General features: G+C 60.2%; 13 protein-coding genes and 1 tRNA gene. 9 read left to right on the forward strand and 5 right to left on the reverse strand.

Annotated elements, in window-relative coordinates; all coding sequences use genetic code 11:
* Positions 1-34 precede the first annotated feature (34 nt).
* The gene (locus PEL8287_RS03215; RefSeq protein WP_085890888.1) at positions 35-226 is read left to right on the forward strand and encodes a hypothetical protein; all 192 of its coding nucleotides are present in this window, start codon (positions 35-37) and stop codon (positions 224-226) included.
* 73 nt (positions 227-299) lie between these two features.
* Positions 300-710, forward strand: a complete 411-nt coding sequence (locus tag PEL8287_RS03220) for a group III truncated hemoglobin (RefSeq protein WP_085890889.1) — start codon at positions 300-302, stop codon at positions 708-710.
* On the opposite strand, the gene PEL8287_RS03225 is transcribed toward PEL8287_RS03220, so the two are convergent.
* From PEL8287_RS03225 to PEL8287_RS03240, 4 genes are read right to left on the reverse strand one after another with little or no spacing between them, the layout of a single operon-like run.
* The gene (locus tag PEL8287_RS03225) at positions 707-3,442 is read right to left on the reverse strand and encodes a DUF2339 domain-containing protein (RefSeq protein ID WP_176228539.1); all 2,736 of its coding nucleotides are present in this window, start codon (positions 3,440-3,442) and stop codon (positions 707-709) included. The genes PEL8287_RS03220 and PEL8287_RS03225 overlap by 4 nt on opposite strands.
* 35 nt (positions 3,443-3,477) lie before the next feature.
* Positions 3,478-4,476: a YcjF family protein gene (locus tag PEL8287_RS03230; protein ID WP_085890890.1), complete on the reverse strand. Its 999-nt coding sequence runs from the start codon at positions 4,474-4,476 to the stop codon at positions 3,478-3,480.
* A complete protein-coding gene (locus tag PEL8287_RS03235) occupies positions 4,473-4,934 on the reverse strand; it encodes a GNAT family N-acetyltransferase (protein ID WP_085890891.1) in 462 nt (153 codons plus the stop codon). Before PEL8287_RS03235 ends, PEL8287_RS03230 begins: the two co-directional genes overlap by 4 nt.
* Positions 4,931-6,346, reverse strand: a complete 1,416-nt coding sequence (locus PEL8287_RS03240; RefSeq protein WP_085890892.1) for a YcjX family GTP-binding protein — start codon at positions 6,344-6,346, stop codon at positions 4,931-4,933. The genes PEL8287_RS03235 and PEL8287_RS03240 overlap by 4 nt, the downstream gene beginning before the upstream one ends.
* Before the next feature lie 114 nt (positions 6,347-6,460).
* Here PEL8287_RS03240 and truA point away from each other — a divergent pair, with 114 nt between their 5' ends.
* Together truA and PEL8287_RS03250 are read left to right on the forward strand one after the other, a co-directional pair.
* Positions 6,461-7,228, forward strand: a complete 768-nt coding sequence (gene truA, locus PEL8287_RS03245) for a tRNA pseudouridine(38-40) synthase TruA (protein ID WP_085890893.1) — start codon at positions 6,461-6,463, stop codon at positions 7,226-7,228.
* Positions 7,229-7,283: 55 nt separating this feature from the next.
* Positions 7,284-7,360, forward strand: a tRNA-Arg gene (locus tag PEL8287_RS03250).
* 176 nt (positions 7,361-7,536) lie between these two features.
* On the opposite strand, the gene PEL8287_RS03255 is transcribed toward PEL8287_RS03250, so the two are convergent.
* Entirely contained in the window at positions 7,537-9,354 is a 1,818-nt protein-coding gene (locus PEL8287_RS03255) for an ABC transporter ATP-binding protein (RefSeq protein WP_085890894.1), read from the reverse strand.
* Positions 9,355-9,659: 305 nt separating this feature from the next.
* On the opposite strand from PEL8287_RS03255, the gene PEL8287_RS03260 reads away from it, so the two are divergent.
* From PEL8287_RS03260 to PEL8287_RS03280, 5 genes are all read left to right on the forward strand, one after another.
* A complete protein-coding gene (locus PEL8287_RS03260) occupies positions 9,660-11,363 on the forward strand; it encodes a peptide ABC transporter substrate-binding protein (protein WP_085890895.1) in 1,704 nt (567 codons plus the stop codon).
* Between the two features lie 53 nt (positions 11,364-11,416).
* A complete protein-coding gene (locus PEL8287_RS03265; protein WP_085890896.1) occupies positions 11,417-12,424 on the forward strand; it encodes an ABC transporter permease in 1,008 nt (335 codons plus the stop codon).
* On the forward strand, positions 12,417-13,322 hold the full coding sequence (locus PEL8287_RS03270; protein ID WP_085890897.1) for an ABC transporter permease: 906 nt from the start codon (positions 12,417-12,419) through the stop codon (positions 13,320-13,322). Before PEL8287_RS03265 ends, PEL8287_RS03270 begins: the two co-directional genes overlap by 8 nt.
* Positions 13,323-13,557: 235 nt before the next feature.
* The gene (locus PEL8287_RS19940) at positions 13,558-13,935 is read left to right on the forward strand and encodes a hypothetical protein (RefSeq protein WP_176228540.1); all 378 of its coding nucleotides are present in this window, start codon (positions 13,558-13,560) and stop codon (positions 13,933-13,935) included.
* Positions 13,936-14,183: 248 nt separating this feature from the next.
* The gene (locus tag PEL8287_RS03280; RefSeq protein WP_085890898.1) at positions 14,184-14,807 is read left to right on the forward strand and encodes a J domain-containing protein; all 624 of its coding nucleotides are present in this window, start codon (positions 14,184-14,186) and stop codon (positions 14,805-14,807) included.
* Positions 14,808-14,840 lie beyond the last annotated feature (33 nt).

Genomic DNA, 14,840 nt, shown 5'->3' on the forward strand with positions numbered 1-14,840 from the left:
CTGCGAGCGGGTATAAAGGCATGGTATAGCGGGTTTGAGAATCGGGATCGCAGGACCCGGCATTGGCGGGCTGGCCGCGGCAGCGGTACTGGCACGGGATGGCCATGCTGTCACGGTGCATGATCAGTTTGAGGCGCCCCGGCCGGTTGGCTCGGGTCTGTTTATTCGGCCGGTCGGTCAGGCGGTGCCTGACCGGGTCGGCGCCGGGGCGGCTGGTCTGCGGTGATCTGGCCGCGCCAATGCGGGGGCGCGACATCTGAGGTCTTGCAAGGACGTGTCTGGATGGGCAAGTAAAGGGAATGAGTAACGCCCTGCCCCCACGGTTTGACATCACACGCGCGCAGATCGAGCGGGTTGTCGCCACCTTTTACGAGGCAATTCGCCGCCACCCCGGTTTGGGGCCGGTGTTTGCCGCGCATGTTACGGACTGGCCCAGGCACGAAGCCAAGATCGCAAATTTCTGGGCAAATTCCATCCTGCACGAGCGGTGCTATGATGGCAGCCCGATGGCGGCGCATGTGGCCGCACGCAATGTAAGGCCGGGCATGTTTTCAACCTGGCTTGACCTGTTTGACTCTGTACTCAGGGCCGAATTGAACCCCGATCAGGCCGCCGCCTGGTCGGCCCTGGCGCATCGTATCGGCCGCAGTCTGCGCGCCGGGTTGGTGGACCGCGAGACGTTGCCTGGCGGCATACCAAAACTGCGTTAGGTTTCGGGCGTACCCCTTTGCCATTGCTGCGTCATTATCCGATCTAGCCATCCAAGGCCCGCCAGCCCAAGACCCAACCCCATGAACGAGGCCACCCGGATCAGTCCGGTCAGGCCGGACATGTCAATCAGGAAAACCTTGGCAATGGTCAGGGCCACGCCCGCCATCGCGATTTTACGCAGCAAATCGGAACGACGCGAGAAGGCCACAAAAAGCAACACGACCGAAACCAGCAAAAGGGCCACGGTGTAGGTATAAAGCTCGGGCTGGGTGACACCAGACACGCTCAGATCATCGCCCTGCCAGAAACGGCGAATTTCAAGACCGGTGTAATAGCTGGCAAACCCCGCTGAAATCACCACAAGGGTTGCCCGCAACCAACGGTGCAGATGTTCCAGCTTCCACGCCGCAACGGCAAATGTAAGTGCCAGTGGCAGATACGCCACCGCAAGGCTGTCAAAGACCAATGGACCAGACACGGTTTCACCTCCGGAGATCAACGGGTTTGCCATAGTGCTCTGCAGCAAGACAAAGACCGCGCCAATTGCGCCGAATATCAATGCCAGACCGATTCTGATCAGGCGGAGCACACGATGACCGGCCCGAAGCCGGTAAAGCTGATTGGCAGAAGAAATGAACCAGACCGTCGCCAGCAGGCCAAAGCCCCAGTGACTGCCAAGTTCGTTTTCACCGAAAATCCGGAACAGCAGAACACAGGCAAAGACCGCAGCAATGGTCCATATCGCACTTTCGACGATCACTCTGGTCGCCGTATCTGCGCGGTGCGACAGAGTGAACCAAGTTGTGGTCAGCAGCACAAGCGTACCTGTATAGGCCAGCAATACCTGCATCAGCGGCGCGTCATCGGCGGCCCAGATGAATCCCGGATCAATCACCAGCCGATAGCCAATCACCACCGCGCCGGTCTGGATGAACCAGCCCAAAAGCGGCAGATCGTAACGGCGATCAACCAGCGCTGTACCCAGCAGCATAACCGCCAGTGCCAGTGTCAGCGCGGTTTTTGTCAGGATCAGGAAGAGCGCCAGCGCGATCAGGGTGAGCGCGGCAATGGCAAAAAGGGCGGTGCGCAGCCTGCGTTCGGCGCGGTCAGGGCCATGGGCGGTGCGTTCGGCCAAAAGTGTCATGGCGGCGGCCAGGGCAATCGCGTGCAGCGCCCACAGGTAGCTGCCCAGGACCGGCGCCGGCGCCCACAGAAACTCGAATGTGAAAACTACAGCAGGTCCGAAGGCCGCAGCGCCCAAAGCCCATATGATCGCCGGGGCCGAATTTTCCCACTGCGTGACCGCCTGTTGCATTCGCCAGAACACCAGCAGCGATCCGGCGGCCCCCAGAACCGTGAGGATAGTGACGGTGAGAGGTGGTGCGGTTTCAGGGCCGCGTTCGATCATCGCCTGAAATGCGGTATAAAGCGGCCCATTGGTCAGGGCCTGATGGGCAATAACGGTCAACAGGCCCGCAGCGGGCACCAGCGACAGATCCTCGAGTGCGGAGGCATGGCGCATCCACATGGTTGTGGCCACCAACAGGATCGCCAGCATGAAAAGCGCCAGCCAGACCGTATCGGCCGTAGCGGCCTGCGAAGCGACATAGGCCCCGGCAACGGTTGTGGCGGGCACCATGGCGATGGCCAGGCGGGTTGGAAACTCGGGAAACGGGCGGGTGCCGGTTATTGCGCCCAACAAAGAGGTGCCGCCGTGGGCCGGAACTATCCGGCGCTCCGGCACGATCAACGCCAGCCCCGTGACAAGCGGCATGAAGACCAAAAAATGCAGCTCTCCGGCACCGCCAAGGTACAAGATGCTCGACGCCAGCACCGTGGCCAACAAGACAATGGCCGAAACCCACGCCCAGCGTTTGACCGAGTCCACCGCCAGCCCGGCCAGCGCGATCAGGGCGAAGTAATAGTAAAACAGCCAGGGCGCATCCGATTGCCCATCCAGCAGGAACGGCGCGGCAGTGGCGCCGATAATGCCACCCGCAGCCAGAAACGGGCCGTAGAACCAGCCCAGCACTATGGCCAGAGCACAGACGATCACAAGTCCGGCAAGGGCCGTGCCCGGTGAAATCAGACCGTACAACACATGCGCTGCCATCACTCCGGCAAACAGCGCCACCAGACCGGCCCCTGACAGGGTTGACGGCAGGTACTGGCTTGTTCCCTGGGTTTCGTCACCATAGCGGCGGCGAATCCCCTCTCCGCCCGCAATCAGTGCCGTCCCAAGGCCAAGCGCCCCCATGACGCGCCAGAACGGGGTCAAAAGACCTTTTTCGACGCCATATTGAACCATGAACACGCCTGCCAGCGCCAGCGACACCCCGGCCACGGCCAGTGCCCAATTGTCCCGCAACCAGTCCCCCAGGGCGGCAGCCTTGTCAGCGCGAAAGACATAAGCGCGGGGCGTTTCGCCCTCATTTTCGATCACATCGTCAGGCGGCGTGACAATGCGTTTGGCCTGGGGCCGGGCCTTGGGTTGCGACACAGAGGGTTGCGGTTCCTGTTCTGCGGTCGTGTAAGCGGTTTTGTCTGCATCCGCGGGGGGGCTCGACAGAGGCCCCTGCTCTGGCGCGGCGATATGGGGCGAGACCTCTTTCAAGGCTTCTTCAAGCCTGCCAACGCGGGTTTTCAGACGGGCGTGCGAAACCAGCAGATAGGGCACGCCAAACAGGATGACGAGACCAAAAAGTCCAGCGAGGTTAAGCAGAAATTCCATCAGCAAACTGTCTTAAATTTCGCGGCTAGACGACGTTAGCCTGTTGAAAACAGACCCGCAAGCGCGCGTTTGACCAGCCCAGTAACCGACGGGCGTTTGGCGCGGGTAAAGGGCAAGGGGCGGCAGACCTCCATTGCGGCGACACCGACACGGGCGGTAAGGGCGCCGTTTACCACGCCCTCGCCAAACCGGCGGGACAATTTGGACAACACCCCGCCCCCGGCGACAGAGCCGATCAAGTCATCGCCCACGGCCACCGCACCTGTGGCCACAAGATGCGTCATGACAGCACGCGCCAGTCGCCAACTGCCCAAGGTGCCCGAGCGGCCGCCATAAACTTCGGCAATGCGGCGAATCATCCGCAGATTGGCCGTCAGGGCGGTTACAACGTCGGCCAATGCCAGCGGGACAATGGCCGTGACTGTGGCCACCTGACGCGAAGCGGCCTCGATCTCGCGCATGGCGACGGCATCAAGCGGGGTCAGAAGTTCGGTTTCCGCAAGGCCCAGCAGACCTGCGGCATCAAACTGTTCGGGGCCATATTCCGCCAGCCGGTCACGACCCCAGCGGGTATCCTCGCGACCCTTGTATAGCTGGGTCAGCCGGGTAACGACCGCCCGCGCCTGCCCCAGGTCCTGCTGTGACAGGGCCGCGCTGGCGGCGCGGTGCAGACTGTCAATTTTGCCAAGGCGTGAAAATGCAGCCAGTTCGCGCAGGGCAATGACCAGCAAAACCAGGGCAAAAGCGGTGATCAGCCCGGTCACCGCATAACCCAGCAGCGGTGAGCGCGCGATCAGACCGGTAACAAAGTCCCATGCCGCCACAGAAATCATCACCCCCATGAGGGTCAGCAGCAAAGACCAGAAAAGCCGCGCCAGACGCGAAGGGTTCCGCGCGGCAAGCAAGGCCACTGTCTGCATCGCTCGGCCCGAAGGCGGCGGTGTGACATCGTCATCGGGCACCGGCGGGGCGGCATCCGGTGCAGGCGCGGGGGCGACCCCTTCAAGGTCAATCAGGATCGGGCCTTGGGTCATGTCATTGCCTTTTCTGGTGCCGGTTTATGTGGTGGCCAGACCATCAGGATGTCCGGCAGGCTTTCATCATTGCCAACGCCGGAACTGCGGGACACTTCGGCAAAGCCCTGCGCGGCATAGAACTGACGGGCCGGTTTGTTGGCCTGCACGACGTAAAGCTCAAGCCGGTCGGCGCAGGATTTGGCATCGTCCAGCAGGAGCCGTCCCAACCCCTTGCCGCGCGCCCGCGGATGCACATAGATCGCATGGACACGTGCACCGTCACGCGCAATAAACCCGGCCGGACCCCGCCCGTCACGGATCAGTCTGACCCAGCCCCGCCGAACCACCTTTGTCAGAAGCCCAAGGTCCGTCCTGCGGCTGCGCACCTGCGGCAGCCACGGCGTATCCCGGGTAAAAGACCACAGAATCGCCGCCAGCTGCGGCACGTGCCTGAGCCGGGCGGGCGACGGGCTCATAACCTGTCCCCGATCAGAAACTGTGCGGCGCGATCCAGACGGATATGCGGCGGGCCTTCACCGGGTCTGAGGCTGAGTTTGGCAGGCGCAAAGGACATCACCTGATAATCGGCGTCCAGCCATTTTTCGGCGCCTTGGCGGGCGGGTGACAGCAGGCGCGCAGGGTCTTCAGGTAAGTCGCCGGGGTAAAAAGCCGCCTGTTTACCACTGTCCAGAAGCTGGCCGCGCACGCAATCCAGCGGCCTGCCGTCATGGGTGATGGTTTGCTCGACCGTGGCGCGCAGGGCGGCGATAGCCATGGCCTGCGTATCCGCCCCGGCAAAATCGGCACGGTCGCGCGCCTCGCGGGTCAACGCCTGCATGATCGCGGCCAGACGGGCGTGCTGGGAATGATGCAGGTGATCGGCCTTGGTCGCCGCAAACAGGATTTTTTCAACCCGGCGACCCAGAAAAAGCTGAGACAGAAAGGCGTTCCGTCCAGGGCGAAAGGCGCTAAGAATATCTGTCATGGCACGGCGCATATCCTCGACCGCCTGGGGGCCTTTGTGGATGGCACCAAGGGCATCTACCAGCACCACCTGCCGGTCAATGCGGGCAAAATGATCGCGAAAGAAGGGTTTGACCACCTGCGATTTATAGGCCTCGAACCGCCGCTCCATCTCACGCCAAAGCGATTTTCGGGGCGGTGACGCGGGTGCCGAGAGTGGCGCAAAGGTGATCGCCGGAGAGCCCGCCAGATCGCCCGGCAGCAAGAAGCGCCCCGGCGTGCAGTCGTAAAAGCCCGCATCCCGCGCCGCATGCAGGTAGGCGGTAAAGCTTTCCGCCAGCAATCGGGCCGTAGGCTCGTCCAGCCTGGCGGTGGTATCGGTGGCCCGAGCATGCCTGAGATAGTCGGCCGCCTGCGCGCGCGAATCAAACCGCGACAGCACCTCGGCGGACCACTGGGTATAGGTCTTGTCCAGCAGCGCCAGATCCAGCAGCCATTCCCCGGGATAGTCCACGATATCCAGATGCACGGTGCGCGGCCCGGAAAGGCCGGCCAGCAGGCCCGCCGGTCGCACCCGCAACGACAGGCGCAGTTCCGATACGGCCCGTGTGCTGTCGGGCCAATGGGGCGTGGCGGCGGTCAGCGACCCAAGATGCGCCTCAAAATCAAAACGGGGAACGGTATCGTCCGGTTGCGGCTGCAGGAACGCCGCTGAAATCCGGCCGTCTGACGCCGCCAGCAGGCCCGGCATCCGGCCCCTGTCCATCAGATTGGCCACCAGCGACGTGATAAACACCGTCTTGCCCGACCGCGCCAACCCGGTCACGCCAAGGCGAATCACCGGTTCGAACAATGCCTCGGAAATCGTGTCGGTAACGGTTTCAACCCCGCGTGTCAGCCCGTCCGCTATCGTCGCTATTACCAAGCCACTACCCCTTTGCGCCTTCTTGATGTTCAAGATAGGCGCGCCCGGACCTACATGCCAGAGGGGAGGTTTGGGGGATTGTTCCCCCGGTGTTGCCGGGCTATTGGACGCTTCATGCCCAGATACGCCCTGAAAGTCGAATACCATGGTGCCCCTTTTGCCGGATGGCAAAAGCAGGTCGATCTGTCGACGGTACAGGGTGCGATCGAGGCCGCCCTGGACAAGCTGGAGCCGGGTCCCCACACGATTGCAGCGGCAGGGCGTACAGATGCGGGCGTACATGCGCTGGCGCAGGTAGCCCATTGCGATACGGTCAAGGACTGGAGCCCGTTTCGCCTGTCCGAGGCGTTGAATTTCCATCTCAAGCCACAGCCGGTGGCAATTGTCGGATGCGCAGTTGTGCCCGATGACTGGCACGCGCGGTTTTCAGCGCTCGAGCGGCACTATTTCTTTCGCGTGCTGATGCGGCGTGCCCCGGCCACCCATGATCGGGGGCTGGTGTGGCAGGTGCCCCGGCTGCTGGATGCCGATGCGATGCGCCAAGGCGTTTCCTATCTGCTGGGCAAGCATGATTTCACCACCTTCCGGTCAACCATCTGTCAGGCAGCCAGCCCGGTAAAAACACTGGATTCGCTGGATATCGTCGAAGCCACGGGCCGGGGCGGGCCGGAAATGCATTTTCATATTCGGGCGCGCTCGTTCCTGCACAACCAGGTGCGCAGTTTTGTCGGTACGCTTGAACGTGTCGGTGACGGATCGTGGGCACCCGAGGATGTCAAAACCGCACTTGAGGCGCGTGATCGCGCCGCCTGCGGCCCGGTCTGCCCACCGTACGGCCTGTACCTGGCCGGTGTGAGCTATCCAGAAGATCCTTTTGGGTAAACCAGCGATTTGCCTTTGATCTCGGTCTTTGTAGCGGGTAAAGCTGCGCACAAGCGGTCCCGTAGCTCAACTGGATAGAGCACCTGACTTCTAATCAGGATGTTGGGGGTTCGAGTCCTCCCGGGATCGCCAGACTGGCCTTGCGAAACGTCAGCAAGGCTTCGCTTCTTCATCGAGACAGCAACCCAAAGCGAAAATTGCCCCAAATCCACTAGGCGCCCAGAGCGGGCGAACCCTGTTGCCAGGAATCAAGGCGCACCGCGCCGCCGGGCAGCTAAGTTCACAAACCGGACATTACCCCCTTGCCCTCAATACCCGCTTTCCGAGGTCAGCACAAAATGGTCGGGCTCTACCTTGATGTAAACTGACGCCTCAGGCTCATAGCCAACCGGATGAACCGGCGAAGGTATGGGCTTGAATATCATATCTTTTTCATATTTTCGCTGACGCGGATCAGCAATCGGCACCGCCTTCAGCAATGCCCGCGTATAGGCGTGCTGCGGGTTTTCGAAAACCGCCGCCCTCGGCCCCTTTTCCACGATCCGGCCCAGATACATCACCGCCACATCATGGCTGATGCGTTCCACCACCGCCATGTCGTGGCTGATGAAAAGATAACTCAACCCCAGTTCGGCCTGCAGTTCCATCATCAGGTTCAGCACCCGTGCCTGCACGCTTACATCCAGCGCCGAGACCGCCTCATCGGCCACGATCAGCTTCGGGTTCAGTGCCAGCGCCCGGGCAATCGCCACTCTCTGCCTTTGCCCGCCGCTCAGCTCATGCGGAAACCGCCCGAGATAACTGCGCGGCAGTTCCACCCGGTCAAACAGCATCGCAACCCGGTCCTTGATCTCGCCACGGTGGACCAGCCCGTAGTTGCGCATCGGCTCGGCCACCTGATCGACCAGCTTCATCTGCGGATTAAGCGATGCAAACGGATCCTGAAAAACCATCTGCATGTTCATCCTTGCCTGACGTAAACCGCGCGCGTCCAGCGCCATGATATCCACGCCATCCAGGTGCACCTGTCCCTCCAGCGGTTCGACCAGCCGCAGGATCGACCGCCCGGTGGTGGATTTGCCGCAGCCCGACTCGCCCACCAGCGACAGTGTGCGTCCCTTGTTCAGCGTAAAAGACACATCCTCGACCGCGTGCACATTGGCCACCGTCCGGCGGAAAAATCCGCCTCTGACAGCAAAGCGCGTTGTCAGCCCCTGAACCTTCAGGAGCACCTCTTCGCCGCCCCTGACCGGCACCGCACGCGTCTCTGACCCCATCAGCTTCATCGGCTCAGGCGCAGTTTTACCGCGCATCTCGCCCAGCCTGGGCACGGCGGCCAGCAACGCCTTGGTATACTCGTGCCGGGGCGCCTCGAATATTTGTTCAACCGGCCCTTCTTCCACCTTGCGACCGCGATGCATCACCACCACCCGGTCAGCCATCTGCGCCACCACGGCCATATCATGGGTTATAAATACCACCGCCGTGCCGGTCTCGCGTTTCAGCCGTTCAATCAGGGCCAGTATCTCGGCCTGAATGGTTACATCCAGCGCCGTTGTCGGCTCGTCCGCTATCAACAGACGTGGCCCGCAGGCCAGCGCCATGGCAATCACTACCCGTTGCCGCATGCCCCCCGACAATTCGTGCGGATATTGCTCCAGCCGCCGTTCGGGCTCGGGGATGCGTAGCTCTTGCAACAACGCCAGGGCCTTTACCCGGGCGGCATGCCGCCCCAACCCCTTGTGCAGGCGCAAGCCTTCGGTCAGTTGCCGTCCTACGGTGAACACCGGATTCAGTGCCGTCATCGGCTCCTGAAAGATCATGCCAATCTCATTGCCCCGGATCGTCCGCATCAGGCCCTGCCCGGCCTGCGCCAGATCCACCTCGCCGCCCGCCTTGCGGTCAAAAATCAGACGTCCGCCCTTGATTTCACCGCCGCCAAACCCTTCCAGACGCATCAACGCCAGAGACGACACTGTTTTCCCGGCCCCGGATTCGCCCACAATACAGACCGTCTCACCCGCCTGCACCTTGAACGAGACATCCTCGACACCGACCACCGGGCCATCGCGGGTCTGGAATTCAACCCGCAGATTCTCGATCCGGGCAATCGGGTGGTCCAGCATGCGCGTCACTTTTTGTCGTTCAGGAAAGTGTCACGACGGTATCCAGTTCAACCCTGCGCTGTCAAACGCCGGTTGGTGCCAAATAACACCTGTTTCATTCATCGGCCCAGACAAACCTTGCAATTTTGCCCATTCCGGTTTGTGATACCTCATCTTTTAAAGGTTGCCGCAATTCAGCGTTCTGTGTTTGGGCCACCCGCGCTGACATTTCATATCTCATACAGATGTTCCGAAAACCGGGCGAACAGCATAAAATAAAGCGTTCGTCGTTCGGTCTGCCCGATATCAGGAGGTAGTTGATCCTTATGGCCGTTAGAGAAATCCTGTTTGCTGTGGCATTTGCCACCAGCTTTGCACCGGCAACCTGGGCCAAGCGCGGGGCCGATGGCCACGTCAATGTCATTTACTGGCAGGCCCCCTCCATCTTGAACCCCTATCTTTCCGGCGGCACAAAAGAGCTGGAAGCCGCCAGTCTGGTGCTGGAACCGCTGGGACGTTTCAATGCGCAAGGCAATATGGTGCCTTACCTGGCCACTGATATCCCAACCGTGGAAAACGGCGGGGTCTCGGCTGATCTCAAATCCATCACTTGGCGCATCAAACCGGGACTTGTCTGGTCCGATGGCACGCCCTTTACGGCCCATGACGCCAAATTTACCGCAGACTACTGCATGCATCCCGAAGGCGGCTGCGCCCAGTTGGCCAAATACGAGGGCGTGATCTTGGTCGAGGTCATTGATGACCTGACCGTCAAAGTGAATTTCGAGGATTCCACCCCCAACCCCTACGGCCCCTTCATGGGCGGTCAGGCCCCGATTCTGCAGGCGGCACAATTCGCCAACTGTCTTGGCGCCAAGGCCCCCGAATGCACCGACGCCAATTTTCACCCCATCGGCACCGGTCCATTCAAAGTGGATGAGTTTCGCCCAAACGATGTCATCTCGTTCTCGGCCAACCCCAATTATCGCGATCCAGCCAAACCCGCCTTTGCCAGCATGACTTTCAAGGGCGGCGGCGATGCAACTGCCGCAGGCCGTGCCGTTCTTGAAACCGGCGAGTTCGACTATGCTTGGAATCTGCAACTGGCACCGGATGTTCTGGCGAACATGGCCAAGGCCGGCAAAGGCGTGCCTGTTTCCTCCTTCGGCTCGTTGGTTGAGCGCATCGAGATCAACCTGACCGACCCCTCGCCAAACCTCCCCGAAGGCGAACGCGCGACCGCCAAACATCCCCATCCCATCCTGTCGGATATGCGCGTGCGAAAGGCACTCAGCATGGCTATCGACCGCGAATTGCTGGTCGAAATCGGCTATGGTCAGGCTGGCCGCCCGACCTGCAACCTTGTACCGGCGCCTGCCATCTATGCGTCAAACAACACCGAATGCCTTTTGCAGGATGTCGACGGCGCCAGGGCCCTGCTGGATCAGGCCGGCTGGATCGACAGCAACGGCGACGGCATCCGCGAAAAAGACGGCCGCAAATTGTCGCTGCTCTTCCAGACTTCGACCAATGCCGTGCGTCAGGACTTTCAGGCCCTGATCAAACAATGGTGGCGCGACATCGGGGTTGAAACCGAATTGCGCAATATCTCTGCCTCGGTGTTCTTTGGCGGCGATCCGGGCAGCCCGGACACCTTCCAGAAGTTCTACGCCGATGTCGAAATGTACGCCAACAACTTTGACGGCACCGATCCGCAATCCTACTTGGCGCAATACACCTGTGACAAGGCTCCGCGCCCCGAAACCCAGTGGCAGGGCGAGAATATCAACCGCTACTGCAACCCCGACTATGACGCCCTGATCAAGGAGCTGACCCGCACCGCCGGTCTGGATAAACGCGGCGATATTGCCCGCAAACTGAATGACATGTTGACCCGAGACAGTTATGTCATCATCCCGTTGGTTGATCGCGGTCGTGTCTCGGCCCGGTCCAACACCCTTGGCGGCGTCAAACTGAACATGTGGGACAGCGAACTGTGGAATGCCGCCGACTGGTATCGTATCAAGTGATCAGACCCCTCTGCGCCGACAAAACAACAGGCTGAAACACAAGGGCGCCGCGAATGCTCACCTACACGATCCGACGACTGGTGCTGGCGGTACCGACGCTTTTGTTCATCAGTCTAGTGATCTTTCTGCTGCTTGAACTCGCCCCCGGCGATCCGATGGCCAATGTACCGCTGACCGTCCCGCCCGATGTTAAGGAAAAAATGCGCATCGCGCTTGGTCTGGGCGAGCCTACACACATCCGCTTTGGCAAATGGCTGTGGCAGTTCTTCGTGGTCGAGCCGATGGTGCTAAGCGACCATATTCTTGGCACCACCCTGGCCGAGGGTCAGCAACGCGTGCTCAGCTGGCAATTCCGCAGCCCTGTCATGGATGTCATCGTACAACGCATGCCCCAGACCCTATGGGTCGTGGGCATGTCCTATGTGGTGGGCATCCTCATTGCCCTGCCCATCGGCATCTACTCGGCCTACCGGCAGTATTCGGTCTTCGACCAGGTCGGCACCTTCATAACTATGGTCGGCTATTCGGTCCCGCCCTTCTTTTCCGGTGTTCTGGTGATTGTGATCTTCTCGGTTCACCTCGGCTGGCTGCCCTCGATCTATGACACCACCCTGCGCGTCACCAGCTGGGATACATTTGTTATGCAATTCAAGCAGATGATCATGCCGGTGATGGTTCTGGCCCTGCAGACCACCGCCCAGATCAGCCGCTACATGCGCGCCTCGATGCTGGACAATCTGGGGCAGGATTACGTGCGCACCGCCCGCGCCAAGGGCCTGGGCGAAACCACAGTTGTCATGGTTCATGTGCTGCGCAACTCGATGATTCCGGTGATCACCGTGATCGCTTTGGGCGTGCCGCAAATCTTTGGTGGCGCCATCATCACCGAACAGATTTTCAAGGTTAACGGACTCGGCCAGCTGCTGATAACCGCCATTCAGGCCAACGACCTGCCCATGGTGCAGACCGTGACCTTCATGCTGGCCGTTCTGATCGTGGCCTTCAACATCATCGCCGATCTGCTCTACGCCGTGTTGGACCCAAGGATCCGCTATGACTGATCCTGCCATGCCCCCACCCCGCAGCCAGTGGTCCGAGATCTGGGGCCAGTTCAAGCGCCATCGCGGCGCCCTGATTGGCGGCATCCTGTTTCTGCTGATCATCGCAATCGTCTTTCTGGGCCCGCTGATCTGGACGCTGGATGCCACCTATATCGACATTCGCGCGCGCAATCAGGGGCCCACATGGGCGCACCCCTTCGGCACAGATCAGCTGGGCCGCGATACACTGGCGCGGATGATGGCAGGCGGCCAAACCTCAATCGCCGTGGGTCTGACAGCCATGGCGCTGGCACTGGCGCTCGGCGGTTTCATGGGCGTTATTGCAGGGTACTTCCGGCGGCTGGACGGCCCGCTGATGCGGCTGACCGATCTCTTCCTGTCCCTGCCGCTTTTGCCGCTGCTGCTGGTCATGGTCATGCTGTTCCGCGAAACGTTAAGCGCGACCTTCGGCCCCGAAACCGGCATCTTCTTTCTGATTGTCGTCGCTATCGGTGCCACCAGCTGGATGCCCACCGCCCGAATCGTCCGCGCTGATGTTCTGGCCCTGAAAGAGCGCGAGTTTGTACTGGCAGCACGCTCGATCGGGACGACAAATTTCGGGATGATCACCAGGCATATCCTGCCCAACATTCTTTCACCGATCATGGTTTCGGCCACTCTGGGTATCGCCAACGCCATCATCACGGAATCCGCGCTTAGTTTCCTTGGGCTCGGCTTTCCGCCTGATTTTCCCACCTGGGGGCGGCTGCTGAACGATGCCACCCAATATCTTCAGGACTACCCCGAACGGGTGTTCTGGCCGGGCCTTGCGATATCGCTGACGGTGCTCAGCGTGAACTATCTGGGCGACGGGCTGCGCGATGCGCTTGACCCGCGGACACGCATCCGGGGGCGGTGACACGCACCACCTAACCAGTCGCTGGCCAGGACCGCTCTCAAGGGGTAGTCGGCAACCGCCTGTTGCAGCGCGAGGCCTCGGCACACGCCCTTGCCCGGCCTGCAAAAAGCCCAATAAGCTACATTTTGCATGTGCCTTGTCCGAAACATCGGCTGAAACGTACAAATCGCGATGTGCCTTGCACTACCGGTCAGGGCAGCTAGGATACAGCGCCCGTTAACTATTGGACATTTTTATGCAGACTTATGAATACAAGGTCATTCCCGCTCCGTCAAAGGGACGCAAGGCGCCCGGACTCAAAAAACCAGAAGATCGATTTTCACGCACTTTAGAAGAGCTTATGAACGAAATGGCCGTCGAAGGCTGGGAATATCAGCGTGCTGATGTCCTGCCCAGCGAAGAACGTCAGGGCCTGACCTCGTCGCACACGGTCTATCGCAGCGTTCTGGTGTTTCGCAGGGGTGTCATAGGGGAAGAAATCAAGGAAAACGCCCTTGAAAACCCGACGGGTGACCCCGAAATAAAGGGTGAGAAATCAGATTCTTACGATGAGGAATTAACTTCGGACAACCCCAAGTCCGAGGGCGACGACACAACCAAAAGCGGCGATTGATCACAGAACGGTCACAGCGCCCCTGAACCAGGAAAAATCAGCTTGCTCACGAGGAATGAGAATTTTGTTTTTCTATATTGGAACCCCACAAAGCCAGATTCCTGAATGACATCAATTCACTAACCTGAAAACGCCATACCTGGCCACCAGCATGTCACCGCTGAAGACAAAATATTTTTCGCTTTGGCCCCCTTCAATTCACCGCGTTTTAGATTAAACTCTCGTCTCCGACTCGCAAAGGTTACCTTATGTCCAAGTCTGATCCATTCGGTTTCGATATGTCCGTCTCTTCGGCCAAAAAGAAAAACCCCCGCGGCCGCCGCGGGATGTCGGGGGCGTCCGAAACCTCGACCAGGGTGTGTGAACACGAGGGATGTCAGGAGGCGGGCAAATACCGCGCGCCCAAGGCACCGGATGTGCTGGACGACTATTTCTGGTTCTGCAAGGACCACATCCGCGAGTATAATCTGAAGTGGAATTTTTTTGACGGCACAACAGAAGCCGAGATTAACGCTCAGATGTCAAAGGATAAAGTCTGGGAGCGCGAAACCAAAGAGTTCACCGACCCCGAAGCGCGGGCGTGGGCGCGGTTGGGGATTGAGGACCCGCATCAGGTGCTTGGCGTCAATGCCACGCAGAATCCCGGCAAGACCCGCACAGGCAACCGTAAACTGCCCCCGACCGAACGGCGTGCGATTGAAATTCTGGAGGCCCAGGACAACTGGACCAAGGCTGAAATTCGTAAATCTTACAAGGCATTGATCAAGGTTCTTCATCCTGATCTCAACGGCGGTGACCGTGCGCAGGAAGAACAGTTGCAGCAGGTTGTCTGGGCCTGGGATCAGGTCAAGGTCAGCAGGAACTTCAAGTAATTCGCTCGAAGCGAACCGCCCGAAGTTTTGTAA

It is taken from the genome of Roseovarius litorisediminis, from assembly GCF_900172295.1.
Classification (GTDB): domain Bacteria; phylum Pseudomonadota; class Alphaproteobacteria; order Rhodobacterales; family Rhodobacteraceae; genus Roseovarius; species Roseovarius litorisediminis.